Origin of the sequence: Paenibacillus sp. NPDC058898, assembly GCF_049316025.1 — a bacterium.
Classification (GTDB): Bacteria; Bacillota; Bacilli; order Paenibacillales; family Paenibacillaceae; genus Paenibacillus_AQ.
Window position 1 is genome coordinate 16,154 of the sequence record NZ_JBMOSM010000007.1, and the last position, 24,663, is coordinate 40,816.

The 24,663-nt window shown below is 48.0% G+C and carries 25 protein-coding genes; 9 read left to right on the forward strand and 16 right to left on the reverse strand.

Going from position 1 to position 24,663, the window contains the following annotated elements; translation table 11 throughout:
* Positions 1–78: 78 nt before the first annotated feature.
* The gene (locus ACOZB4_RS19165; protein WP_379405123.1) at positions 79–903 is read left to right on the forward strand and encodes a TerC family protein; all 825 of its coding nucleotides are present in this window, start codon (positions 79–81) and stop codon (positions 901–903) included.
* Positions 904–1,015: 112 nt separating this feature from the next.
* On the opposite strand, the gene ACOZB4_RS19170 is transcribed toward ACOZB4_RS19165, so the two are convergent.
* The 4 genes from ACOZB4_RS19170 to ACOZB4_RS19185 all read right to left on the reverse strand — a co-directional run bounded on the left by ACOZB4_RS19170 (position 1,016) and on the right by ACOZB4_RS19185 (position 5,908).
* Complete coding sequence (locus tag ACOZB4_RS19170; protein WP_379405121.1) at positions 1,016–2,752, reverse strand: ABC transporter ATP-binding protein; 1,737 nt, start codon at positions 2,750–2,752, stop codon at positions 1,016–1,018.
* A gap of 238 nt (positions 2,753–2,990) precedes the next feature.
* Positions 2,991–3,902 (reverse strand): NAD(P)/FAD-dependent oxidoreductase, encoded by a 912-nt coding sequence (locus ACOZB4_RS19175; RefSeq protein WP_379405119.1) that lies wholly within the window; start codon positions 3,900–3,902, stop codon positions 2,991–2,993.
* A gap of 185 nt (positions 3,903–4,087) precedes the next feature.
* Positions 4,088–5,071: a phosphotransferase family protein gene (locus ACOZB4_RS19180; RefSeq protein WP_379405117.1), complete on the reverse strand. Its 984-nt coding sequence runs from the start codon at positions 5,069–5,071 to the stop codon at positions 4,088–4,090.
* A 327-nt stretch (positions 5,072–5,398) separates the two neighbouring features.
* A complete protein-coding gene (locus ACOZB4_RS19185; protein WP_379405115.1) occupies positions 5,399–5,908 on the reverse strand; it encodes an AraC family transcriptional regulator in 510 nt (169 codons plus the stop codon).
* 236 nt (positions 5,909–6,144) lie between these two features.
* Here ACOZB4_RS19185 and ACOZB4_RS19190 point away from each other — a divergent pair, with 236 nt between their 5' ends.
* Positions 6,145–7,401: a cytochrome P450 gene (locus ACOZB4_RS19190; RefSeq protein ID WP_379405113.1), complete on the forward strand. Its 1,257-nt coding sequence runs from the start codon at positions 6,145–6,147 to the stop codon at positions 7,399–7,401.
* Between the two features lie 102 nt (positions 7,402–7,503).
* Here ACOZB4_RS19190 and ACOZB4_RS19195 read toward each other — a convergent pair whose 3' ends face one another.
* Positions 7,504–7,914, reverse strand: coding sequence for a hypothetical protein (locus tag ACOZB4_RS19195; protein ID WP_379405111.1), 411 nt, complete (start codon positions 7,912–7,914; stop codon positions 7,504–7,506).
* A 14-nt stretch (positions 7,915–7,928) separates the two neighbouring features.
* Positions 7,929–8,519 (reverse strand): TetR/AcrR family transcriptional regulator, encoded by a 591-nt coding sequence (locus tag ACOZB4_RS19200; RefSeq protein ID WP_379405109.1) that lies wholly within the window; start codon positions 8,517–8,519, stop codon positions 7,929–7,931.
* A gap of 252 nt (positions 8,520–8,771) precedes the next feature.
* Between ACOZB4_RS19200 and ACOZB4_RS19205 the strand changes: the two genes are divergently transcribed.
* Entirely contained in the window at positions 8,772–9,689 is a 918-nt protein-coding gene (locus tag ACOZB4_RS19205) for an aldo/keto reductase (protein WP_076326090.1), read from the forward strand.
* Between the two features lie 49 nt (positions 9,690–9,738).
* Here ACOZB4_RS19205 and ACOZB4_RS19210 read toward each other — a convergent pair whose 3' ends face one another.
* Positions 9,739–11,070, reverse strand: a complete 1,332-nt coding sequence (locus tag ACOZB4_RS19210) for an MFS transporter (RefSeq protein ID WP_379405106.1) — start codon at positions 11,068–11,070, stop codon at positions 9,739–9,741.
* Between the two features lie 146 nt (positions 11,071–11,216).
* Entirely contained in the window at positions 11,217–12,866 is a 1,650-nt protein-coding gene (locus ACOZB4_RS19215; protein WP_379405104.1) for an FAD-binding dehydrogenase, read from the reverse strand.
* A 437-nt stretch (positions 12,867–13,303) separates the two neighbouring features.
* Here ACOZB4_RS19215 and ACOZB4_RS19220 point away from each other — a divergent pair, with 437 nt between their 5' ends.
* Both ACOZB4_RS19220 and ACOZB4_RS19225 read left to right on the forward strand, forming a co-directional pair.
* Entirely contained in the window at positions 13,304–13,975 is a 672-nt protein-coding gene (locus ACOZB4_RS19220) for an ANTAR domain-containing response regulator (protein WP_379405102.1), read from the forward strand.
* Positions 13,972–15,042, forward strand: a complete 1,071-nt coding sequence (locus ACOZB4_RS19225; protein ID WP_379405100.1) for an anthranilate phosphoribosyltransferase — start codon at positions 13,972–13,974, stop codon at positions 15,040–15,042. The genes ACOZB4_RS19220 and ACOZB4_RS19225 overlap by 4 nt, the downstream gene beginning before the upstream one ends.
* Positions 15,043–15,094: 52 nt before the next feature.
* Here the strand turns inward: ACOZB4_RS19225 and ACOZB4_RS19230 are convergent, their stop codons facing one another.
* From ACOZB4_RS19230 to ACOZB4_RS19245, 4 genes are all read right to left on the reverse strand, one after another.
* Positions 15,095–15,214, reverse strand: coding sequence for a YjcZ family sporulation protein (locus ACOZB4_RS19230; protein ID WP_256720830.1), 120 nt, complete (start codon positions 15,212–15,214; stop codon positions 15,095–15,097).
* 132 nt (positions 15,215–15,346) lie between these two features.
* Positions 15,347–16,138 (reverse strand): hypothetical protein, encoded by a 792-nt coding sequence (locus ACOZB4_RS19235; protein ID WP_379405097.1) that lies wholly within the window; start codon positions 16,136–16,138, stop codon positions 15,347–15,349.
* Positions 16,139–16,255: 117 nt separating this feature from the next.
* Positions 16,256–17,221, reverse strand: a complete 966-nt coding sequence (locus ACOZB4_RS19240) for a hypothetical protein (RefSeq protein WP_379405095.1) — start codon at positions 17,219–17,221, stop codon at positions 16,256–16,258.
* A complete protein-coding gene (locus tag ACOZB4_RS19245) occupies positions 17,182–17,742 on the reverse strand; it encodes an RNA polymerase sigma factor (protein ID WP_379405093.1) in 561 nt (186 codons plus the stop codon). The genes ACOZB4_RS19240 and ACOZB4_RS19245 overlap by 40 nt, the downstream gene beginning before the upstream one ends.
* 357 nt (positions 17,743–18,099) lie before the next feature.
* On the opposite strand from ACOZB4_RS19245, the gene ACOZB4_RS19250 reads away from it, so the two are divergent.
* The gene (locus ACOZB4_RS19250; RefSeq protein WP_379405091.1) at positions 18,100–18,537 is read left to right on the forward strand and encodes an SgcJ/EcaC family oxidoreductase; all 438 of its coding nucleotides are present in this window, start codon (positions 18,100–18,102) and stop codon (positions 18,535–18,537) included.
* Between the two features lie 186 nt (positions 18,538–18,723).
* Here ACOZB4_RS19250 and ACOZB4_RS19255 read toward each other — a convergent pair whose 3' ends face one another.
* Positions 18,724–19,260: a GNAT family N-acetyltransferase gene (locus ACOZB4_RS19255; protein ID WP_379405089.1), complete on the reverse strand. Its 537-nt coding sequence runs from the start codon at positions 19,258–19,260 to the stop codon at positions 18,724–18,726.
* A gap of 274 nt (positions 19,261–19,534) precedes the next feature.
* Positions 19,535–20,128, reverse strand: coding sequence for a DJ-1/PfpI family protein (locus tag ACOZB4_RS19260; RefSeq protein WP_379405087.1), 594 nt, complete (start codon positions 20,126–20,128; stop codon positions 19,535–19,537).
* Between the two features lie 270 nt (positions 20,129–20,398).
* Between ACOZB4_RS19260 and ACOZB4_RS19265 the strand changes: the two genes are divergently transcribed.
* Complete coding sequence (locus ACOZB4_RS19265) at positions 20,399–20,911, forward strand: DUF3231 family protein (RefSeq protein ID WP_379405085.1); 513 nt, start codon at positions 20,399–20,401, stop codon at positions 20,909–20,911.
* Positions 20,912–21,253: 342 nt separating this feature from the next.
* Here ACOZB4_RS19265 and ACOZB4_RS19270 read toward each other — a convergent pair whose 3' ends face one another.
* Positions 21,254–22,222, reverse strand: coding sequence for a DMT family transporter (locus tag ACOZB4_RS19270; RefSeq protein ID WP_379405083.1), 969 nt, complete (start codon positions 22,220–22,222; stop codon positions 21,254–21,256).
* A gap of 122 nt (positions 22,223–22,344) precedes the next feature.
* Between ACOZB4_RS19270 and ACOZB4_RS19275 the strand changes: the two genes are divergently transcribed.
* On the forward strand, positions 22,345–22,776 hold the full coding sequence (locus ACOZB4_RS19275; RefSeq protein WP_379405081.1) for a GntR family transcriptional regulator: 432 nt from the start codon (positions 22,345–22,347) through the stop codon (positions 22,774–22,776).
* Positions 22,777–22,822: 46 nt separating this feature from the next.
* On the forward strand, positions 22,823–23,680 hold the full coding sequence (locus tag ACOZB4_RS19280) for a PLP-dependent aminotransferase family protein (protein WP_422759630.1): 858 nt from the start codon (positions 22,823–22,825) through the stop codon (positions 23,678–23,680).
* Positions 23,681–23,794: 114 nt separating this feature from the next.
* On the opposite strand, the gene ACOZB4_RS19285 is transcribed toward ACOZB4_RS19280, so the two are convergent.
* Positions 23,795–24,442, reverse strand: coding sequence for an FMN-dependent NADH-azoreductase (locus ACOZB4_RS19285; RefSeq protein WP_379405079.1), 648 nt, complete (start codon positions 24,440–24,442; stop codon positions 23,795–23,797).
* Between the last annotated feature and the right edge of the window lie 221 nt (positions 24,443–24,663).

Genomic DNA, 24,663 nt, shown 5'->3' on the forward strand with positions numbered 1-24,663 from the left:
TTTGGATTATAAAGGGCCTTCACCTGCCGGTGGAGGTCTTTTTGTGCCTTCAATACTACAAAACTAGGAGGAACTGGTATGGAGCTTTTGTTGGAGTATGGATGGGTACTGTTGGTGCTCATCGCACTGGAAGGGTTGCTTGCAGCAGATAATGCGCTGGTCCTTGCCATTATGGTAAAACATTTACCCGAGGAACAGCGTAAAAAGGCTTTATTTTACGGGTTGCTCGGAGCGTTTGTCTTCCGCATCGGATCACTGTTCTTAATCTCGTTCCTGGTGGACGTATGGCAGGTACAAGCCATTGGCGCACTTTATCTTCTCTACATTTCGATCAATCACACATTGAAACACGTGATCAAAGGCAAGAAACCGACGGAAGAAGCCAAGCCGAAACCGGACAAACCCAAGAAGCAATCCGGCTTCTGGATGACCGTCTTCAAAGTGGAAGTTGCAGACATCGCATTTGCCGTAGACTCGATACTTGCAGCCGTAGCGCTGGCTGTGGCACTGCCTCCAAGCGGTCTGGCGAACATCGGCGGCTTGGACGGAGGTCAATTTATCGTCATCTTCCTGGGAGGATTCATTGGTCTGATCATCATGCGTTTCGCGGCATCCTACTTCGTGAAGCTGCTGCAGCAGCGCCCCGGACTTGAAGTGGCGGCATTCCTCATTGTCGGTTGGGTTGGGGTCAAACTTGCAGTCATCACCCTTGCGCATCCCGATGTTGCCCTTATCGACCATCACTTCCCGGAGAGCACGATCTGGAAGGCATCCTTCTATATTGTGCTTGTGCTGATTGCCGTTTTCGGATGGTTTAGTTCATCGAAAGAGAAGGTACAAGACGAGGACAATGCAATCAAGGAAGTGGAAGATCAGCAGCCTGGAAAAACACTTCAAGGGTAAATCCTGTTTCGGATGAAACAGGACAACATAATCCATAAATCGATCCAACAATAGGAAAAGGGCGATTTGCTGACCGGTGCATAAACCGATCACAAATCGCCTTTCTTCCTGCTTATATGGTTAATTGCATATTATATAAATTGGCATAAGCGCCTTGACGAGCAATTAATTCATCATGCGTGCCCTGTTCTTCAATTCCGTCCTCGGATAAAACGACGATTCGCTGTGCATTCCGTACCGTTGTCAGGCGGTGAGCGATGACAAGCGTTGTGCGGTTATTACTCAACCGTTCCAGCGAATCCTGGACAGCTCTCTCGCTTTCATTATCCAGAGAACTGGTCGCTTCATCAAAAATGAGGATCGGCGGATTCTTCAGGAACACGCGTGCAATGCTGAGCCGCTGCTTCTGTCCTCCGGATAGCTTGACGCCACGCTGCCCAATATCCGTATCATAACCGTCCGGCAGTGCCATGATGAAATCATGGGCATTCGCTCTTTTTGCAGCTTCGATGATTTCCTCCTCGCTGGCCTCCATATTGCCATACCGGATATTATCGAAGACGGTTCCCGCAAACAAATATACATCCTGCTGGACAATCCCAATATTCCTTCTTAACGAGTGCTGCGTAATATCCCGGATATCGCGTCCATCCAGCATAATGCGTCCTTCACTCACTTCATAAAAACGCGGAATCAACGAACACAATGTCGTCTTGCCGACGCCGGAAGGACCTACCAATGCCACATACTCGCCGGGCTCGATGTCCAGCGATACATGTTTCAGCACATATTCATAGTTATCTTTGTATTTGAAGCTGACGTTCTGAAATGTGATATTCCCCTGAACCTGCGTGATCGAAGCAGCATCAACGGAATCTTCAATATCCGGCTCTACCTCCAAAATCTCCATGAACCGGTCGAATCCCGTGATCCCCTCCTGATAGAGCCTAGCGAAATTAACCAGCCGCTGGATCGGTTCGATGAGAATGCCGATGCACAAGAAAAAGGTCAGCAAATCCGCCAGTTCCAGCGAGGCATCCACGATGGCGGCTCCGCCAAACACAATGACCGCGATGGTAATGAGTTGGGTAAACCCGACCAACCCTTCGTGAAAGTAGGTTTCACTCTTATACCCTTCCCTTCTGCTGTCAACGAACCGCCCGTTAGCGTAGGCGAATTTCTTCCTCTCCACATGTTCGTTCGTAAACGACTTCACCACGCGGATACCCGATAGAGAATCCTCCACCTGTGCGTTGATATCCCCGATCCGATCCTTGCTTACCCGCAGCGCCACATTCATCTTCTTATTAAAATAAAAAGCAAACACAGCCATGACCGGCAGAAAGAGAAACACGATGAGGGTAAGCTTCACGTCAATATACATTAAGATGATGAATGCGCCGAGGAACTTCAGAACGGAAATGAGGATATCTTCGGGTCCATGGTGGTACAATTCGGTTAGCGATAGAATGTCATTGGTGGTGCGGGTCATGAGCTGCCCGGTTTTGTTCTCATCGTAGAACCCAAAAGACAGCTTCTGAAAATGGTCAAACAGCTCCCGTCTCATGTCACTCTCCATATAAGCCCCCATCATATGTCCTTTGTAAGAAATGAACATATCGCAGAAGGTGTGGATGAGGACCATGGCCAGCATGACGGCACCCACCCCATAGATTTGGTTCAGCGGGTTCGGGGAGTTCCCTTCCAACACGTTAATGGTGATATATCGTATACAGAGCGGAAGCATGAGTGTAATGGCCGAGACCACAAAAGCGCATGCCAAGTCTGCAAATAATAACCCCAGATACGGTTTATAATAAGACAAAAATTTCTTGGTTCGAGAATTCAAATCGATCTCCTCCATAATGTCGGAGGGTTAAATGTTCATATCCCTCCAGACTTGATTCATGATGTAGTCCATCGTTTTTCTCATTCCAAACACCCTTCCTTTTACTTGATAACTCCATCATACCCAAAAACAGTACCACCCCGGAGTGTAAGAATCATTTATAATCAAATAATCCCCTAATGGCATAAAAAAAGACAGGCATAGATAAAACCAAGCCTGCCTGTCGTTTATTCAAGTTTTAACGATTCCAACGTTCGTTAAGCAGTTCTCCGTTGATGGCTACCGCAGCCAAGGCCCCCATCGAAGCGGCGGCAATGGCTTGATACATTTCGGTGGCTGCATCACCGGCACTGTAGACGCCTGGCACGCTCGTTTTTCCGAAGGCATTAATGACCACGCTTCCGGCTTCATTGATATCACAGCCGATGGCGGCCGGCAATTCAGAGCCGGAGACCAGCTTCGGCGCAAAAAAGATGCCCGTGCAAGGAATGCTCTCTCCATCCTCCAGCACGACTTGCTGTACCATCCCTTCATTCGACTCAATGCGATGAATTGGGGAGCTGAATACGGGGATGTTATGCTCCTTCAATTCTTGGCGCTGTTCATCTGTCAGTTCATCCGGTCCATTGGTACAGATTGTATAACGATCACTCCAACCTGCAATGACTTTGGCCATATGCGCTGCAGCCTCACCCTTGGCAATCACGACAAGCGGCTGATCCCGCAGTTCCCATCCATCGCAATATGGGCAGACGAAGGCGCTTTTCCCATATACGTCTGCCAATCCGTTAATATCCAAGGGGCTATCTTTCTTTCCGACGGCAAAGAGCAGCTTTTTACTGCGGTATACCGTCCCCTGTCCTGTCGTAATTTGAAAATCACCATCGACACCTGCGACCGAAGCGGCGGTATCCTCTACAAAACTAACAGAAGGATAAACGCTAATCTGTTCCCTTGCGATCCTGCGAAATTCCGATGGGCTAATGCCATCTCGGGTAAGAAAACCATGAGTCTCGCGGGTAACCCGATTTCGTGGCTTCCCTTCATCCATCAGCACCACATGTTTTCTAGCTCTCCCCAATACCAACGCAGCATTCAAGCCTGCCGGCCCCCCGCCAATAATAATGACATCATGCATTTGTTCACTCATTTATACCAACACCTTTCCGGATCTTTAATATCTATAATAATAGTACAAGAAGAGATTCCTTCTTGTTTTTCTTCGTGCTCAAAGTAGACTGCCACCAAGATTCATTATTACAGACTTACAATGTCTATTATAGATAAACAGAGTCTATAATGCAAATCTTATTTTGATTTACGAATCAAAAAAACTCAGCCCTTCGTAACCTGAACGGTTCCCGCAATTAATCGCTGAAGATCATGCATTCGATTGGGCGTAGCCAAGCTGGAATGGGTTAACATATCGCACAAGGCAACAAGATCCTCAAGCTTGGACAGGATTTTCCAATGATCATACAGAACCGCACCTTCCTCACGATATGCACGAACAAAGTTCTTTTCAAATACAGATCCATCGGGTTCGTATCGAAGCATATTGGCTATATCTACGTATCGGTTCCATGAAAAAGCGTCCTCCCAATCAAGCACTGCCGAGACCTCACAACCTTCAGGACCATGCCGCATTAATATATTTAAGCCATTATAGTCTGAGTGAACAAGCTTAGGCGTATCTTCAATCTCCGACAATAAATGACTGTACGTTTGACTGAAGGACCATACCGATTGAGCTAGCTCTTCCCCGAGCCATTGGCCGCATAGATCCTGAAAGAGGCTTTGTTCAATAAATGCGAGAAACCGTTCCCCGTCCATCCTCATCGGATCCTGGACTTCCATGTCCCCATTGAAGAAACCGGATTCCGTAAATGTGTGTTTATGGATGTTGGCGAGAGTGCGTCCGGCGGAGGCAGCAGCGGCAACGAGATCCTGCTCGCTTCCGCCCTGCATCACGTCACGAAGAAGACCGCCTTCCTTCCACTCCATTATCGCCCATGGCTTATCGAATACGCCGCAGCTCATATCCGCATAGATATAATCGGCAACAGGAACGGTTTGGCGTACTCTTCGAATGATAGCAAGCTCTTTTTCGGCAATCTCCCGACCTTTCCTGAACAAGCGCAGCACATAAGTCTCTACACTGCCTTCCAGACGAATTTTGTAGTTGGTATTGCTAAGTCCGGTACCGATCCGTTCAGCGGTTGCTACTTTTTTACCGGGGAATACGGGTGAAATGATGTCATTAATTTGTGTGATGTCTAGTTGCATCGGCGGCACTGCGCGTTCCCATCCTTCTTTCATCTCGATGCCCTCCTATTATAAAAATTTTAAAGTGGACATGCAACAAGTCCGGAATCGATTCGTCCTCTCCGCTACGCCGTGCGGATTGCTTACTTTTAGACGCAAGAAACCGTTCTTTGGTAAAATGGAGGTGCTACCCAAACCATTTACGAAAGGAACGGTTTCTTTTGTACATTCAATATACCTTGGACCAACTCTATCTGCCAATGGATTTGGAGGAAGATATCCTTAGGCACCATCTGGTTTCTGTTTAGGAGAGCCGTACGTCAAGAAACTAAGTCTACTTTTGGGACGGCCCCATTAATCATACAACGCGAATCGTACGTCTCATTTCACGTAAACACCGTAGTCCAATATGACATTCCCCTGTTCATCCGGCGTCATGAATCGGATATCGTGATAGCGTTCGAAGAACCACGGATTGTCGTCCAAGATCCAGCCTCGTTCGGCGATTTTAGCCATACATGCGTTATGGGGTTCCATACCGAAAAGCTCACCATTATCCCTATTGCCGTGCAACCAACAGATCCCCACATCGCCTTCCGCCAGGTCCGCATAATCAAACCCTACCGGCACTTCCGTGTGCTCCGGGAACAGCATCCCGATCCAATATTCAAACTGATTCCCGCTCATTCGCATGATACCGTAAGAAGAACCCTCAGATTCCGGCAGTGCGCCAAGCTTCCCGATCTCTTCGAACCAGCCATTGGCGGACCATTCATCCCATCGGTCCGCGAAGCTTCCGGCCGCATTCCGATGCTCATCGGAATACCGTTTGCCGATCAAGCGCGCTGACGGGATATGTTCTTTATATACCTTGGTTACTTCTGCTGTCACGATCCTCACCCTCCTGCTCATTTTTAGTTATGTACATTCTAATTGATTTCTCTCGCAAGCATGAGAATCCTGCAAAGGATGGACCATAAGCCCGCATATTTCTAAAATAGATGGCCAGTCTTTAGACATGGGAGTAGAAGCTTGGTTTGTTCAAATCGGATGAGAACGGGTATTTAAGATATTGTGTTGGAAGCACGTAATCATTTCTAATCTTGAATATCCAGGAGGCGACCGTTATGGAAAATATCAAACCGATTCCCAAGGAAGATGGGCTGGATCACAGCTTGAATGTGCTGCGCGAAGGCTACTTGTTCATTACCAACAGAACCATCGGCTTTCAATCTGATCTTTTCGAGACGCGTCTATTGGGCGAACGTGCCATCTGCATGCGCGGAGAAGAAGCGGCCAGGCTATTTTATGACCAGGAGAAGTTTGTTCGAGGTGGTGCAGCACCGAAACGCGTGCTGAAAACCCTGTTCGGTGAGGACGGTGTACAGACGCTGGATGGCGAAGAGCATCATCATCGCAAAGCGATGTTCATGTCCTTGATGTCCAGGGAGGCTCTTCATAGCATGAGAGAAATCACTCGCAAACATTGGGAGCTTGCTGTAAGACGATGGGAATCTGAGGATAAAGTCGAAATTTATAAAGAAGCTCAAGAAATTCTGTGCCGAGTGGCCTGCGAATGGGCGGCTGTGCCACTTCCCGAAGCGGAAGTGAAAGAGAAAACGGGCTTGCTTGCTGACATGATTGAGGCTACAGCAGCCTTGGGTATCAAGCATAGGAAGGGAAGATATGCCCGTGCCAAAGCGGAAAAATGGATACAGTACCTCGTAGATGACGTGCGCAGTGGAGCAATAGATCCGCAACAGGGCAGCACCCTGCATACGATGTCCTGGCACCGCGATCTTAGGGGCGAGCTCCTGGACAAGGAAACCGCAGCGGTAGAAATCCTTAACATTCTTCGTCCCATCGTAGCGGTTGCCATTTATGTGTGCTTTACTGCTTTAGCTGTCATTCAGCAGCCCGAAGAGCGTGAGAAATTGATGACGTCCGACGAGAAGCTGCTCAAGAATTTTGTTCAAGAAGTGCGGCGGTTCTACCCCTTCTTCCCCTTTGCGCCTGCGCGTGCACGGAAGGATTTTACCTGGAACGGATATGCATTCGATAAAGGTGTGCTCACAATCCTCGATTTATACGGAACGAACCATCATCCGGATCTATGGGATCAGCCGGAGCTGTTCAAGCCGGATCGTTTCGACGATTGGAACGGGAGCCCCTTTAATTTCATCCCCCAAGGAGGCGGAGACCATCATATGGGACACCGCTGTGCCGGGGAGTGGATTACGCTCGAGATCATGAAGGAGAGCCTCGACTTTCTAGCGAACAAGATGAGTTATGAAGTGCCTGTACAGGACGTAAGCTTCAGCTTTCATAATATGCCGTCTCTTCCTCACAGCCGTATCGTCATCCGGAATGTCAAAGCGCTGTAATAAAACTCCAAAGTTATGCGGTAGTCAGGGGTACATCATACGCACTTACTTACGCATCCCAACTACCGCTGACTTTTTTCTTGAGGCGTGAATGGTTATTGTTTAACTGACCTTATCCTCTTCGCTCAATCCGCTGGCTTGAAACGCTTGTTCTTTCCCATCATAGCGAGCCAGAGAATGCACCTTACGGTCCTTTACGCGCAATACCGTAAATACGATCGATTCACCCTTGATATGGCCATCCTCATAAAGCCAAGTCCCATGCTGCTCCAGTACGATCCATTCATCCTTGGCGTAACGGTTTATCGTAGCCAGCTGCAGATTCGCTCGTTCCAGCCACTCCTCCAAGTCCGCATTATTCATTAACCCAGCGCCTTGTGGACCTGCAATCTCAATTTGGGTCGCGGTTAAGCCAATCAGTCCTTCCAGATCTTTATGGTTGGATCGATCTACCCATTGTTCCGCTGTTTCAATCGTCATCAACGTTTGGTTATGTGCCGGATTACATTCCATTCCAATATCACTCCTTATGCTCGAATGCTGTTCAAATAATGAAGCGTTGTATACTTCACAAAATCTGCATGTGTCATACGATCTTCCCTGACCATAATGGAGTACACGAGGGGATCCAGTAATTGCATAAGCTGCAAGGCAGAGAAATGCGTTGGCAAATCTTCGGTGAACACCCGCTCCCTCTTCCCTCGCTCAATGATTCGCTCAAAACAGGCGATCACTTCATCCTGAATACTTTGGAGCTCTTTTGCCTTTGCATCCGCAAAGATGGCACCCATATCCGGAAAACTTGTCAGCACGAAGGTGAAAAACGAGCTGGATAATCCTTCGCCTATGACCCGTTCCATCTGTCGAACCGGATGAAAATCCTCGCCAACCACCGATTCCACGATCTCCCGGAATTCCATCATTTTAGGTTTGATGAGCTCAAACACAAGCTCTTCTTTGGATTTATAATGCAGATACAATGTACCCTTCGCTATTTCTAACTCGTCTGCGATGTCGCTCATTTTCATGGCATGATAACCGCTGTCCATAATTAGCCGCTCAGCTGTATGAAGGATTAGTTCTTGCCTCGCCTCAAATTTCTTTTCGCGTTTATTCAACTTATTCACCACGTCCTTCATTAAAAATGACCCGAAAGTCATTTTTGACTCATGAGTCATTTTATTGCATGCGGACTCTCTTGTCAAATTTAAGCTTGTACACCTCACCACCTGCATGTCACAATAAACTAGAGACTGTCAGCATGGACCTATTCATCTACGTAGTTTCGCTTACAAGTTCTCTGCTGCCCCCTGCAACTACAGCGAGGTGGTCGCACAATCAACCTATTTTTGAATTGGAGGACCGTAATCATGAAAACGATGAAGCTTGGAACTAGTTCACTAGAAGTACCTGTTGTAGCCGTGGGTTGCATGCGTATAAATTCGCTGGAAAAAGCGGAAGCCGAGCGTTTTGTGTTATCCGCACTGGAGGAAGGCGCTAACTTCTTCGACCATGCCGACATCTATGGCGGCGGAGCTTGCGAGGAAATTTTTGCGGATGCTATACATATGAATGCAGAAGTCCGCGAGAAGATCATTCTGCAATCCAAATGCGGGATTCGTCCAGGCATGTTCGATTTCTCCAAAGAGCATATCTTGAATTCCGTCGATGGTATCCTGAAAAGACTCAAAACCGAGTATCTCGACGTACTCCTTCTTCACCGTCCGGATGCGTTAGTTGAGCCTGAAGAGGTGGCTGAAGCATTCGATCAACTCGAAAGCTCCGGTAAAGTGCGTCATTTCGGGGTATCCAACCAGAATCCGATGCAAATCCAGCTTCTGAAAAAAGCAGTGAAGCAGCCGCTCGTAGCCAACCAACTGCAGCTTAGCATCACGAACACCACCATGATTCAAAGCGGAATCAACGTCAATATGGAAAATGATGCCGCAGTTAACCGTGATGGCAGCGTACTGGATTTCTGCCGACTTCACGACATTACGATTCAGCCTTGGTCGCCTTTCCAATACGGGTTCTTTGAAGGCGTGTTCCTTGGAAGCGACAAGTTCCCTGAACTTAATCAGAAGATCGATGAGATTGCGGAAAAATACAACGTAACCAACACCACGATTGCCATTGCATGGCTTCTTCGTCACCCTGCACACATGCAGCCGATTATCGGGACGATGAATATCAGTCGGTTGCAAGACTGCATTAAAGCCGGCGATGTAACGCTCACCCGCGAAGAATGGTATGCCATTTACCGTGCGGCAGGCAATATCCTTCCTTAATGGCCATTACTAAACAGCCTCCTATCGACTACGATAGGAGGCTGTTTCATTATAATGCCGCGTTGTTTGAGGATGACGAAGGTTTGCGCTTGTTCACCGAGCTTAGACAAACTGGTATCATCACCAGTGACAGCAAACCTCCCGCAATCGAGAGTGTACCGTAACTGGTATGGGTAACCACCATACCGGATAAAGCGCCGCCCGATGCTCCCGCTAAAGCAATCAAGACATCCACCGTTCCCTGCGTTCTGGCGCGGGCGGAAGGATGGGTAGCATCTATGATGAGCGCCGTTCCGCTGATGAAGCCAAGGTTCCAACCCAGCCCCAGCAGAGCCAGCGCCGTTATGATCAGCGCCATGGATTCGGCAGGAGCCACAGCCGCTAGAATCCCGGAGCTCAGAAGCACGGCTCCGGAAGCGATTGACATGCTGATGCGGCCGATTTTGTCCACGAGGAAACCTGTGATTAACGAAGGCAGGTACATTGCTCCGATATGAATGCCTATCACCAAACCGACCGCACTCAGATCATGGCCGTGACGTTTCATATGGACGGGCGTCATGGTCATGATTGAGACCATGACCACCTGAGTCAATATCATCACGCAGGCTCCAACCATGATTCCCCGTTTGTTTCGTTCTGATCCGTTTACCGTTCCGGCCGAAGAATCACCGGAAATTTTAATGTTAGCTTCCTCAATCGCTTGGGCAATCGCATAGGGATCCGGACGCAGCAATAGTAGCAGTATCAGGCCTGCCAGAATAAAAGCCACGGCCGCCAACATAAACGGTCCTGCCAATCCAGGAATCCCGAAGGATTCCGCAACGTTCCCCATAACCCCCACCAGATTCGGACCTGCAACGGCACCGAAGGTGGTGGAAACCATCGCCATGCTGACCGCTCCTGCCCGCTGTGAAGGTTTAGCCAAATCCGTGCCTGCATAACGAGCTTGCATATTCGTTGCGGTACCTGCACCGTATATCAACAACGAAGCGAACAGCAGATAAATATTTTGATAAACGGCAGCCAATATGACTCCGATCGCGGCAATACCGCCCGCCAGGAATCCGGCAGCCAAACCCGGCCCTCTTCCATATCGCTGGGTAAGCCGGCCAATATACCAGGCCCCCAGTGCGGAACCGACCGTTATAAGAGCAACCGGGATTCCTGCATAGCCGTCCGTCTTGAGCATATCCTGTGCCAAAAGCGCACCGACCGTCAATCCTGCGGCCAGACCAGCCCCACCGAATATTTGCGAGAGGATCACAACGATGAGGGTCTTCTTATACAGCTTGTTTTGCAAGTCGGGCGAATCTATGTAAGATTGAATATGAGACAGCCGCTTTGTGTTGGTTTCAGTAATATCCTGTTCATGGGACATGGACATTCTCCTTTCATGTGCTACCAAACAGAATACCATAGACTATCTTACAGTAAGAAGAAATTTTCATTTCGCTTCCTCATACAGGATTTGCTAACTAAACGGCAATCTGCCGTACGTTGACCCAAAACACGGACAGCCTATCATCAGAGCTTCACAATGCTCCGGCCTGCCTGTCTCCCCGTGAACAGGCAGGCTCCCAGAAATGTTCCTTCCAATGCACGGTATCCATGAACGCCTCCCCCTCCGAATCCCGCTGCTTCTCCAGCCGCGTAGAGTCCGGGAACCGGCTCGCCGTTTGCATTCAGTACCCGCCCGGATAGATCCGTCTGCAGCCCGCCCAACGTTTTTCGGCTAAGAATATGTAAGCGTACCGCGATCAAAGGACCATGGGCCGGATCAAGAAATTTATGCGGTTTGGCTACGCGTATCAGCCGATCGCCGATGTAATTCCTTGCTCCCCGAAGCGCCGTAATCTGCAGATCCTTGGTGAATGCATGATCCATCTCGCGGTCTCTTGCGGCCAACTGACGCTCAATGTCCACCCGCTTGATCAGATCGCTGCCTGTCAGTTTATTCATACCGTCCACAAGCTCGGGCAGGGAATCGGCAACAACAAAATCCTCCCCATGATCCAGGAATGCTTGCACCGGCCCCGGGATACCCGAACCTGCTCTGCCTAACACTTTGCGGATGCTCTTTCCGGTCAAATCCGGGTTTTGCTCTGATCCGGACAAGGCGAATTCCTTCTCTATCACTTTTCTGGTGAGAATGAACCAGGAATAATCAAAGCCTGTATCCTGAATGGCTTTCAGGGTTCCCAGCGTATCGAAGCCCGGGAAATTCGGGGCAGAGAGCCTTTGCCCTTTGGCATCAAGCCAAACAGAAGAAGGACCCGGCAGTATCCGGATGCCGTGCTGTGACCAGACCGGGCTCCAATTCTTAATCCCTTCCGTGTAGTGCCACATTCGGTCTCTATTGACGACCCGGCCGCCTGCTTGCTCCGTAATTCCCAGCATCCGTCCATCCACATGTGAGGGAACGCCAGAGAGCATCGATTGGGGAGGCTTCCCGAGCCGAGACGGCCAATGCTGTCGGATCAGCTCATGGTTGGCGCCGATTCCTCCGCTGGAGACAACGACGGCCTCTGCAAAAAATTCATAGTCACAGACCACTTCCCGCGTGCTTGCTTCGCCACGACAAGCAGAACTCGAAGCAAGGACTGAACCCCTTACGCCTGTCACGGCACCATCCCGCGTAATAAGTTCATCCACTTGGTGACGGGAGCGATAATCAACCATTCCTGAACGTATGGCGTCTCTGACCCTGGACTCGAATGGTTGTACGACTCCAGGACCTGTGCCCCACACAATATGAAAGCGTGGCACGGAATTGCCATGACCCTCCGCGAGATATCCGCCGCGTTCGGCCCAGCCTACAACCGGAAAGAACCGAACCCCTAACGAATGAAGCCATGCCCGCTTCTCGCCGGCCGCAAAATCGACATAGGCCTCTGCCCATTTCCGCCCCCATCGATCCTCGTCATCCTCCCGATCGAAACCAGCGGCTCCCAGCCAGTCCTGCCACGCCAGTTCACGGGAATCCTTGATGCCCAGTCTTCGCTGTTCCGGCGAATCAACAAGGAATAACCCGCCAAAAGACCACCATGCCTGCCCGCCCAGCGAGCTTTCCGGCTCCTGATCGAGCAGCAGCACCCGCTTGCCGGCCTCGGCCATCTCCGCGGTTGCCACCAGACCGGATAAGCCTGCTCCCACCACGATTACGTCATATTTCATGTGTGCCACCCCCATTTTTTCAGATATAAACATGTAAAACTTTCAACACTCTCGCAATATCATGACTGGTTGTGTAAACATGATATTCTCCGATGTGTAAGCGTTTCCCTTTTACTGCGAATTGGAATCGTGGAACCTCATGCCGCATTCATATAGTGTATGCCTTCCCTGTGCCACAAACATGTTTAACACCAAAATAAAAGTGAACCCCGAGTGGATAAGGGTTCACTTTTTTGTCAGCGTATCTGTACTTCGTTCCAATGTACTAAACGATGCTCATGCTTCGTCATCCATCGTCCTCACACCTGCATAAGCTTTATCCTGTTCGTTCCTCCGCCTCCGCAGCCAGTTTGAGGAGCTGATCCCTCACTCGCACAACTTCACCGATGATCAGAAGCGCCGGATTCTTCACGTTCATAAGAAGGGCAATCTTGTGGATGGTTCCGAGCGTCCCCGTTATGGTTCGCTCCTCAGCCCGTGTTCCCTGTTCAACATTGCTGGTTATCCACCATCCGGTCCCTGCTTCAGAGCGAAGTGACACAGATGCCAGGGCGCTTCTTCCGGAGTTTATCCTTCGTTCATATGGCTACAAGGTCCAACTTGCCCGCAGTGAGAAGCAAGCGCTGGCCGGAATCATGGAAGCAGACGGAACGATTCTCCACCTCCCGGTTGCCGCAATCAAATCGTGGTCCAGCGCCCTCGATCAGCAAAAACGCGTTCCGGTTCTGTGGTGGTGCAGCGATCATGCCGCTTCACAATCTCTCGAAGCATGTGAGGATGATGTTACAGTTGATGGACTTTTATTTCCCACTATGAAAGAGCATGAGCTGCATTGGACGCTGCATTTTAGTTCCAAGCATTTTTACGAACGAGAGCAGTGGCATAATGAAAGAACGCAGCTCCTTGCCCGTATTGAAGAGCGAAAATGGATTGATATGGCCAAAGGCATTCTATGCAAGATGAAAAATATTTCGGAATCCGAAGCATACGATGTCCTGCGCAGACAGGCGATGAATGAAAGAAAAAGAATGGTGGATGTCGCAACTTTGATCGTTAAGTTGTATCAATTGCTGCAGGAGACCGGTTCAGGAGGTGCAAAAAAATCATGATCCACTTATTAAAAGAAGTCGGCCGCGGCAAACGAGGCGCGCGTGACCTGACTTACGAGGAAGCGCTGCAGGCTGCAGAATCGATTCTCGGATTGCAGGCAACCCCTGCACAGATCGGTGCCTTTTTCATTGCGGAACGCATCAAAATGGAAAGTGTGGAAGAATTGGAGGCATTCGCGAAGGTTGGCCGTAAATATGCGGACCGTTCGTTTGTACATGAGGGTGTAGACTGCGCAGGACCTTATGATGGCAGAAAGTCCTCCTTTTTCTCTACGTTAGCCACCTCGTTTGTGCTGGCTGCTGCTGATCTGCCTGTCACTCTGCACGGGACTGCATCACTGCCCCCGAAATGGGGGATCACTTTGTCGGATATACTCGCGGCCAAGGGAATAACCGGACCGTTACTGGCAAAGGAATCATCCATCCGCGCTGCCCGTCAATCGGGCGTATTATATGTACATGCTGAAGACTGGTGTCCCCCGCTTAAGCATCTTCGCCCGATCCGGGAGGAGCTGGGTATGCGCACCGTGCTTAACACGGCCGAAAAGTTTGTGGATTACTCCCATTCCCCTTTCCTAACTTTCGGTGTATACCATAATACGGTCTTTGACCGTTTAAGCCGACTGATCATGAAACGCGGTTATCGGAAAGCGATCATCATTCAGGGCAGTGAAGGCTCGGATGAACTGTTCATTCACCGACCCACGCGGACTTACCGAGTTGAAAACGGTGAAGGCAGCCTCCAGATCATCGATCCGGAAGCGTACGGACTCGATACGCCCGTTCCGGACATAAGCTGGACCCCCTCCGAACAAGCTAACGTTACCGAGCAGGTTCTGCAGGGTAAGGGGGACATCTCTTTTATCTACCAGGTACTGCTGAATGGAGCTGTTCGCTTACACTTGGCGGATAAGGTCAGATCCGTCGAGGAAGGGATCTATACTTGCAAGGCTCTGCTGGACTCGGGTAAACCGTGGGAGTTATATGACAAGTGGTTGTCCTTGCTTTTAAAACCCATCCCGAATGTTGGTGGAACCTTCCCATTCGTCAGACATGTTTCGCATTGAACAGAAGAAACCCGCACCGGGCAAGCGGTGCGGGTTTCTTTTTCGTTACCTATTATACCCCAAATCCAAATCCGAAAGCAGAAAGGATGATGACCAGGAGAATAAAGAGAACCAGTACTGCTCCAACAGATGATCCGTATCCTCCGCCACCGTATCCAGCAACTTCACCCATTGTTCCAACCTCCTTTACTTTTCCGAACACAACATCCTATGCTCGTCATATCAAGGAGCGTAGACTCTAGAGGAAAAAATAAAAACAGACAGGAAATGGGTCAACATGAATCCGGATTCTTAAGGCGAAATCTTATTTTGCAATCATTTTCTTGGCATAGTTCAGTACATCCGATTTGGCGCTCTCCGCCCAAATGCTGTACCGAATCTGCTGCTCTTCATCCACCCACTCCAAGTGATCCCTTCCCTTGGAGTCGGCTGTGTAGACACATTCCACTCCGTTAATAACAATATTTTCCTTTTTCTCGTTCGGTTTCTCATATGGCACAGGCGTTCCGCCCAGCGGCAGTTCAGGAACAATATAACTCGCTATGACTTTAAGATTTACTTTTCCTTTATCAAAATTCAGGATCGCCACGGATGCTTCATTCGCCTTCATTATGTCGGAGTAAACGAATTTCTCGCCGTTTGCGGCCTTCTCCTTCAATTCCTGGTCCAGCTTCTCGTACAAGTCTGACGTTCTTTCAGGACTCTTTAAGTACAAAATCGCGTTCTGTAATGAATAACTCTTCGGCAAGCCAGCAGGAATGGTTAGCGTTGGAGCGTTCATGGCCTTCGCCTTTGCCACATAGTCCGCATACTTGGTATAGGCAAAACCTTTAGACGTAAAATAGATTTCATCTAGCCGGTTATATTCCTGGTCCGCAACATAATAGGCAACCATCTGTCCTGCCTTAAGTTTGTCACTCAACTCGTTGATACGATCATCAAACGAATCGGATGTATTCTCCGGTATGGCAGAAGAAACCGCTGCTGTCTTCTGTGGAACAGATGTACTTGCATTACTTGCTGCGTAAACATTCGCGGAACCGACCACCATCGTTGCTGCGAGAAATAATGCGACTTTCATTTTGTTTTTCATCATGATAAAATGTGTGCTCCTTTCGGCGGTAAGGCCTTTAAAGTTATTTTTTAAATACATCTCGTATAACACCTTGCTGACAACAAAAGGGACATTTCGTAAAAAATAATGAAAAAACGTTTATTCCGAAATAAGACCGGCTGCAATCTTCGCAAACTCATCCTTGGATAGCGGATCCTTTGGATCATCCGTAATTATATACAGTACCTCTTCACTGTCGCTTAGCCAAGTCAATCTGCGAGTTTCATTTGTCGGATTGGCGGACAATATCATCTCTTTCCCGTTCACCGTCAGTTTTACGGCTTGGTTTGTGGGCACCCCAGCTTTTGAGCCCTTCTCTCGTGCAAAGGCTACAATCTTGATCCGATTTTCGCCTTTACGATATTCCATTCCTGTAGAGGCAATATCGGACCAAGGAACAATCTTATAGAACAGTCCCTGTTCTTCATCCGACTTCTCAGCCTGCGCTTTGAGTTCATCCGCAAGAATTTTATACTCCGGCGTATTCCATACGGGCGTGTTCCTTATTTGAATCTGTCCAAAATCAAATCGATACCCATCCGGTACATAATCAGGTTCTTGAAGCACAGGAGCACCCTTCTCCTCGATTTCTTTTGCGAGTTCCTGATAATTTGAATGCTTAGTCAACATATAAAAATAATTCAATGGCTGCTCTTTGACCAGTGGTGTCATATGCAGGTCCTTGATATAATATACAGCCTGTTCTCCCGGCTTTAACTTCTTTCTCAACTCTTCTTCCGACTCTTTTACACGTTTGGCATTATATTCCGAATCGGAGTATTTCCATGGCTTCATGGTAGACAGAATGACTTCGCCTTCCTTGTTCTTGATCTGAATAAAGTATTGGCTTGCGTAAACGCTAATTGACGAAAGAATCAAAACCGCAGTGAGTGTCGCTGCAATAAAGGTTTTTTTACGATTCCCGTAATATCTCCCCTGTTTACTCTGGTGGATTTGCCTCACCTTCCGCATGATGGCGGGGGTCACGTCCACCTCTTCTTCCACGGAGTGCAATTCCATGCCTCTCAGAATTCGATCTTGCTCCGGCTGTCCCGAATCTCGCATAACTCCGCCCCCTCCTTCTCCTGGATCAGCTTGATGACTTTCAGTTTCATACGAGCATACTTTTTCTTCACTGCACTGAGATTCTTATCCAGAATCTGCGCGATCTCCGAGAACGGTTTATCTTCGAACACCCGCAGTACGAGCAGATTCCGCTCCTCCACCGAGAGCTTGGTCATAGCATATTCCAGCGGTTCGCTGAACCACCGGCGCTCCAGTGTCTGTTCCACGCTATCCGCATACCCTGTCGATCTGATGAGTCGGTTCACCCGCATGCGAACTTGTCTCTTGCGAAGCAGATTAAGACAATGATGATAGGCAATCTTGTATAACCATGATGAGAACGAAACCTTCGCTTCATAGGTATGAAGCTTGGTGAACGCTTTGATGAAGATATCCTGGACGGCATCCTGCGCGTCCTGCTTGCAGCCGAGCATCCGGCAGCAATATATGTAGATCTGTTTTTTGTACGTTTCAACGATAGGCTCGAAACAATCCACCTCACCGGCCTTAACGCGCCTCACGCACTCCTCTATCGAATCCAATTCGAAGACGCACCTCCGCGTAAATCTTATTTACGTTTGTATAACACCTCTTCTGCCAAAAAAGGGACACCCGTACAGAAAATAAAAAAACAACTCATACCACAAGTATGAATTGTTTTGATGCAATGTCGATCTTTTTCTGTTATCAGTCACGAGATCTTCGAGCGTCTTGATTATCCCACATCTCGCTTATATACCTGAGGGCATATACTATTGCCATAAAATATATTTTTAATTATATATCTTATCATCTAAGATGAAATCACAGAAATCAATGGATAAGGATGAAGAGGTCTCGGTCCATAATGCAGTACAAATAAAAGGAGGCTATACGCAATGTCCAACTACCAGGAGAATCACAAGGTACTAGAAGAGCAGGAAGGTCGCATCATTAGACAAACGATTTCCGATATGGAATCTGCATTTAATCAACATGACGCCGATGCCTTGGATCGTCACTTTACCCATGACTCCACTTGGGTCAATGTTATGGGGGAGATGCTCTCAGGCTGGGAGCAAATAAATAACGCACATAAAGTTGTTTTAACGGGGCCGCTTCTTCATTCATACGCAAAGTATTTCGTTGAGAAGCTTGTATTCTTACGCCAGGATGTGGCCATCGCGCATATACGACAGTATCCATCTACATCAAAGGGGGAACTCATCGAAGACGGACAAGGAAGCCTGGCAATCTATGTGATGGTCAAGGACCAAGACACATGGCTCCTTGCTGCGGGTCAGAATACTTTAATCCATTCGCACCGTAATGGATGATCCCAATAAGATTGAGTCTATCATCCAAGCAGCTTAAACATTATTTCCCATGTTAAAACCCGGGTTCCCGATCATAGGATCGGGGACCTGGGCATCATCTATTTTTAAATATCGGCTTATACAGCCAAACTGTTCCCTAGCTCGTGAAAACAGCATTCACCAACTTATGAGCTCTTTACTAATTTTCTATGCCATTGATGAGTCAAACTGAAAGATCAACTTCTCATTGTCGTCCCTCATAGCAACAAATTCATGCACGCGACAGTTCGAAACCTTGTTGTTCAGCATCTTTCTCCAGAATGCCTGAGCCCGCTTATTACGATCCGTGACATTCGTCTGGATTTCCCAGCTGCCGGCATGCTTGTCGAACACTTGTGATGCAGCATTCTCTGCAACATGTATTCCACGGAAGGGTTTCATAACAAAAAACTCATTCATGTAAAATTCACTGCCATATGTATATGGCGGGGTTGCTACCAGAGCAAATCCTGCCGGGATGCCATCCACTCGAATCAGGTAAGGAAACAAAATCGAGGGCTTCTCCCACCATATATCAAATACTTGGATCTGGTCATTCAAGGTTCTTGTGTCATCATCCTCATAGACGCCATATCGATTCGGCTTCCATCCCCATATCCCTGATAAATCATGCAAATATAGCGGATATATATTATTAATGATAAATTTGGTGGAAGTATCGGTTAACTCCACGGTAACTTTCATAGGTTCTCCTCCGTCCTAGACACCGACCTCATAAAGATGTTGGATATGTAACCCTACCGCTTGTTTAGATAGAAGCGAGTAAGTGACAGGAAATAATCTCAACCCAAATCCCTCCTTGTACTCAAGGGTATCATCCTCGACAAACTCTTACATATAGGCTGTATGATTATAACTGTTTTTTATATAAACCGCGGTACGTCGGAATCACAAAAAAAAGCAATAAGCTCTGTCTTCTTTCAGACAGGCTTACTGCTTAAAATCATTTAGTCTTCAATCATGATTTGCTTGTAAATCCCATAAGCTCTTTCACATGCAGAGTATTTTCCAAAGATGTCAGCTTTTCCAGCAAAGTGAAAGCCACATCAAAAGCCGTTGCCGGGTTACATGAAGTGATCAGGTTCCCATCAACAACGATCTGTTCTTCCATGACATGGGCACCGAATTCCCGCAGCTGCGATTTTCTGATACTGGTTGGGTGATCATAAGTCGTGGCTTTTCGTCCCTCCAGCACGCCGGCTTTGCCAAGCGTAAGGGCTGCAACGCAAATTGTAGCTATCCACTTGCCTTGCGCATGAAATTCCTGAATGATCCTGGAGAACCTGGAGTCATATGCATCGTTATAAAAACCCGCTTCCTCGAACCCGCCAGGAATCGCCAGAGCATCGTAATCCTCCACCTTAACCAAGTCCAGCGTGACCTCAGGAATGACGGTAAAGTTCCATGTGCATTTCAACCGGTCATGCAGTCCCGCAGTCACAACCTGAGTGGTCCCGTCACCCTCCAGCTTGTTCCACCCCAGTACATCGGTAAATACACTCGCTTCCACAGCTTCAAATCCATCCGCCAACAGCAAAAGCACTTTCTTCATAAGCCAACCTCCCCCGTCCTTGTCACACTATATGATCTTAAGAGATATCCCGATCTATCGGATTGTGTTCTATCTTATCTATACTTCTCTCTAAATTCAACTGAAAAACAAATAAAAAACAAAAAGAAGCAGCCCGATGACTGCCTCTTTTTATTCAATAACCAACCTGCATAATTGAATGAATGTATTCTGCTTACTTCGAAAGAATCAAATAACAATCTCCTGTCCATAATAACTCTGTTTGAATAAATATTAAAGGAGCGAATAAGATTGGGAATTTTAAGCGGCAATCCTAAAAACGAACCCATGCATTATGGGGAAATATTTAGCGTATGGACAGCATCCACGTTGGCAAAAGGCATGGTGTCCTGCTACGAGGCTTATTTGAATCATGCAGGCGATAAAGACCTCAAAAAAATCCTCCATGATCTGTTGGATCAAGCTAAGCTTGAGATTAAAGAATGTGATGAATTGCTTACCGACAACGGAATCGCCCCTGCACCGGCACTTCCCGAAAGACCTTCCGTCAAACTGGAGGATATTCCGGCGGGCGCAAGGTTCACGGATCCGGAAATTGCGGTCAAAATCGCTGCTGATACATCGCTCGGACTGGTAGCATGCAGTCAAATCATGGGACAATCCATCCGAGAAGATATTGGAGCGTTATTCGCTAAATATCATCTCACCATGACTGCGCTAGGTGTACGTATCCTTCAGATGAACAAGGAAAAAGGCTGGCTCATTCCGCCGCCGCTGCAAATCAAGAGACCTGAAGGAGAATAGTATAATTAAGCAAAAAAACACTCTGATCTGATGAGGCCCAGGGTGTTTTTGCTGTTCTGTTCTATTCATCTCGTTTGTGTCTTTTATATATTAAAATTCTATCGCTTCAAAATTTTCGTTTTCGATCTGTCTATTACCATACGATCCCCTCCTGAATAGAATGTAAGTTCTTCTGTCTTGATATTCTTACTCGTTAGCGCCGTGAATACAGCCCGCAACAAGCGATCGCTTAGCCGCTCAGACAGTTGGCATCTTAATCTGCTCAGACGCTAACCCTTTTCTATGTACAACAAAAAAGAAGCCAGCTTGGATGCTGCTTCTTTTTTGTTTCTAACTCATTCTTTAATTGATTCCATGTTCCGACGAGTGCTGTTGGGGGAGCGGGTTAATGGCTGCCTGATGCCAGCCGATGAGAAACATGCCTAGAATAACTAGGATGCCGCCGCACCATTGCTCCCATCCTGCGGATTCTTTTAATACGAGGACCGATAACAACAAAGCCGTAAAAGGCATCATACCAGAAAAAGCGGCAGCTGTGGATACATGGCAGCGCTTGATACCGGCATACCACAGCATGAAGGCCAAGGCCGTTACGATCGGTCCGTACCAAACAAGCGCAAGCCATTCCTGCAACTCTAATGCTGCCAGTGAAGCCAGCGAATTCTCGAACCATGCGGGTATCAGGCATAACATCAAGGCGATCATCGAGACCAGCGTCGTCTGGACCATAGGATGAATGGCTTTGTTTTGTGAAGCCGTGCGCTGCATCGAACCGATGCGGGACAGCAGGTTAAAGCCGGATTCACTACATGCCGCGCAGAGCACAAGCAGGTTACCGTACAGATGTTGTACCTCGAATGCATGGCCCGGCGTGAGTATTCCTTGTATGATCATAATGCCCGCCACCGTGCTAAGAATGCCTGCCAGCTTCATGCCGTTCACCGATTCCTTCAGGAACCCAAATGCCAGCATGACAGTAAAGGCGGGTGTTGCGCCTGTTAGAATTCCCGCTTCTGCCGTGCTGGTATGAAGAAGGCCCTGCAGCAGCAGCATCCGAAACAGAAACATCCCGAGTAACGCCTGAAAGAACAGAAGCCTCCACTCCCGAAATGTTAATTGTCGAACCGTCCTCACCAGCTCCTTCCTACATAGAGGAAGCATACCTAGCAAAGCCAATAACAAGCTGGCCGCTGTGATCGTAAACGTCCCTAATTTCCCGTTCAAAAACCATGCCGTGATGACCGAAGTCCCTGCAAGCGTGAACGCCCCGCATAAATAAAGCATCCCTTTCCATCGTTCCAATAAGATCACATCCTCCAGATATCACAGATCGATAGCGACTGAATCTATGCTACAATCATAGGGAAAAGACTGGTATGGTTACAGATCCAGTTAAACGTGAAATTATGCAGACCAGTTGGAGGACGAGCCTCATGTGGGGAATCACACTGCACCGAAGCAGTGAAATATCGCTTAAACGGCAAATTTATTTAGCTATAAGGGAAAGGATTGTTCAAGGAATCTTGCAGCCAGGAGAAGCCATGCCCTCATCCCGTCAATTAGCAATAGAACTCAATGTATCTCGTAACACGGTCAATGAAGCGTTTGACATGTTGAACGTCGAAGGCTACGTCGTGAGCCGACAAGGGGCTCCGACACGAGTTGCGAAAGGCATTGTGCTGGATAACCTGGCTGAGGTAGATCCGCCGCCGTGGAAAAAAGCTCCTCCTGATTTTGCAGTGGATTTCCGGACAGGACAACCTGAACTCCGGCTATTCCCACGGTACGTATGGCAGCAAATTTCAATAAAAACACTCAGCGATATGAGCCCCACTTTGCTAGGTTATACAGGTCCTCAAGGTTGATGCTCAAGATATATTCATAACGGCAGGTGCCACACATGCACTGAGTATCCTTGCGGACTTACTCTATCATGAAAATCAGGATATATGGTTTGAAGATCCCTGCAACATCGAGATGCTGCAGACGTTTATAAACAAAGGGTATCGAATTCATCATGTCCCCGTGGATGAGCACGGGATTCAGACCGAGCACTTGAACGACAAGCCTGGATGTCCTGTGTACGTGACACCCTCTCACCAATTTCCGCTTGGAGGGATTCTGCCGGCGGATCGTCGTGCTGCGCTCATCCGCTACGCCAGGAAAAACGGCAGCTATATCATCGAGGACGATTATGATAGCGAGTACCGATACAGCGGGGATTCGGTCGCACCTTTATATGCCATGGATCCCGATAGGGTCATTTATGTTGGCACCTTCAGCAAAGTGCTGTTCCCGGCCCTCCGGATCGGGTACGCGATTGTACCCCGTAAGCTTCAACAGCGCTGGGGGCATCTGCGTACCCATACCGATGTGCAGAATCCCCCTTTTGAGCAAGCTGCCTTAGCCGAGTTTTTACACACCCGGAAATTTGACAGGCATATCGGGAAAATGCGCAAGATCTACGGCGAACGGAGACAGGTCCTGTTATCTTCGCTGCATGAGTTTTTCGGAGATACTTGGCGTTCCTGGGGAGATGCAGCCGGCCTGCATCTGACTATTGAATTTCCCGGGGCGATCTTTGACGAGGCTTTCAGGCAGAAAACCCGGCAAGACCGGATACGCATCACGCCGCTGGACTACCATTGTATTCAAAAAAGAACCCATGCAAACAAGTTATTGTTTGGCTACGGTCACCTGGAACCTGCTGAAATCCGCAGTGGAATCTCACTGCTGCAGGCTTATTTGAAGAATCAAGGGTACCTATAACAACCTCAAGATTCCTTCAAACTTCCATCCAAACAGTGAAGGCTGCCATCAGGCCAGCCTTTTAATGCTTAAGTCACTGTTCTGTTCTCCATGCATCCATTCCTAATTTAATGTTTATCGTTGGCTTCGTGCTTGCCAGCGTTTCGCAGCTTCTTCCGCTTCCTGAAAGGCCTGTGCGAGGATATCATCTCGATCCAGGATCGCATTTCCCTGTGCCCGGATGATCTGATAATCGATGATCCCCATAAAATTAAACATAGACTTAAGGTATTTATGCGAGTATTCCACCTCGGCATACCAGTCATGATTCGTGTAAATGGCATCACTGGCCTGAATGACCAGCAAACTGCGGCCATCGGTTAGCAAACCTTCCGATCCATTCTCCGTATATTGAAATGTCTCGCGTGCAATCAGGATGTTGTCGATATAATCTTTAAGCTTGGAAGGAATGTTGAAATTGTGCATCGGCATGACGATAACATACTTCCGTGCTGCCTTAAACTGCTGCAGGATGGCGGACATGCGGTCCGTTATCTGTTGCTCCTCTTCGTTAAGCGGCTCCTCTCTTCCCTGTTTGCTCCATAGCTCTAGAACCATATGATCGATGGCAGGAATAGAATCACGGTATAAATCAATTTGTTCTATAGCTCCTGCTGGATTCCATTTCATGTACGCCTCCAAAAAATGCTGAAGCACCCGCAAGCTGACAGATGTTGCTGACTCCACCTTCGGATGTGCGTTGATAATGAGCATGTTCTCCATCTGATATCTCTCCTTTTTCATCTATTTCATAATGTAGACAAACAAGGCGATCCAATTGTGACATCAACTTATGATTTTATGCATAAATCGAAGGCCGCGATGGAAATAATATCTAATAGTTAGTTAAAATCCATCAAAAAAAGGACCACATCTGCGGTCCTTATCGTATTTTAGCATACCTGCTCTTGCTGCGTGCTTTTGCCGGATGCCAGTTTCACTTT

Coding starts and splice junctions, on each gene's coding strand:
- ACOZB4_RS19165 (WP_379405123.1), top strand. CDS start 79: ATGGAGCTTTTGTTGGAGTATGGATGGGTACTGTTGGTGCTCATCGCA.
- ACOZB4_RS19175 (WP_379405119.1), bottom strand. CDS start 3,902: ATGAGTGAACAAATGCATGATGTCATTATTATTGGCGGGGGGCCGGCA.
- ACOZB4_RS19180 (WP_379405117.1), bottom strand. CDS start 5,071: ATGAAAGAAGGATGGGAACGCGCAGTGCCGCCGATGCAACTAGACATC.
- ACOZB4_RS19190 (WP_379405113.1), top strand. CDS start 6,145: ATGGAAAATATCAAACCGATTCCCAAGGAAGATGGGCTGGATCACAGC.
- ACOZB4_RS19195 (WP_379405111.1), bottom strand. CDS start 7,914: ATGGAATGTAATCCGGCACATAACCAAACGTTGATGACGATTGAAACA.
- ACOZB4_RS19205 (WP_076326090.1), top strand. CDS start 8,772: ATGAAAACGATGAAGCTTGGAACTAGTTCACTAGAAGTACCTGTTGTA.
- ACOZB4_RS19210 (WP_379405106.1), bottom strand. CDS start 11,070: ATGTCCCATGAACAGGATATTACTGAAACCAACACAAAGCGGCTGTCT.
- ACOZB4_RS19215 (WP_379405104.1), bottom strand. CDS start 12,866: ATGAAATATGACGTAATCGTGGTGGGAGCAGGCTTATCCGGTCTGGTG.
- ACOZB4_RS19220 (WP_379405102.1), top strand. CDS start 13,304: ATGGTTCCGAGCGTCCCCGTTATGGTTCGCTCCTCAGCCCGTGTTCCC.
- ACOZB4_RS19225 (WP_379405100.1), top strand. CDS start 13,972: ATGATCCACTTATTAAAAGAAGTCGGCCGCGGCAAACGAGGCGCGCGT.
- ACOZB4_RS19230 (WP_256720830.1), bottom strand. CDS start 15,214: ATGGGTGAAGTTGCTGGATACGGTGGCGGAGGATACGGATCATCTGTT.
- ACOZB4_RS19235 (WP_379405097.1), bottom strand. CDS start 16,138: ATGATGAAAAACAAAATGAAAGTCGCATTATTTCTCGCAGCAACGATG.
- ACOZB4_RS19240 (WP_379405095.1), bottom strand. CDS start 17,221: ATGCGAGATTCGGGACAGCCGGAGCAAGATCGAATTCTGAGAGGCATG.
- ACOZB4_RS19250 (WP_379405091.1), top strand. CDS start 18,100: ATGTCCAACTACCAGGAGAATCACAAGGTACTAGAAGAGCAGGAAGGT.
- ACOZB4_RS19255 (WP_379405089.1), bottom strand. CDS start 19,260: ATGAAAGTTACCGTGGAGTTAACCGATACTTCCACCAAATTTATCATT.
- ACOZB4_RS19260 (WP_379405087.1), bottom strand. CDS start 20,128: ATGAAGAAAGTGCTTTTGCTGTTGGCGGATGGATTTGAAGCTGTGGAA.
- ACOZB4_RS19275 (WP_379405081.1), top strand. CDS start 22,345: ATGTGGGGAATCACACTGCACCGAAGCAGTGAAATATCGCTTAAACGG.
- ACOZB4_RS19285 (WP_379405079.1), bottom strand. CDS start 24,442: ATGGAGAACATGCTCATTATCAACGCACATCCGAAGGTGGAGTCAGCA.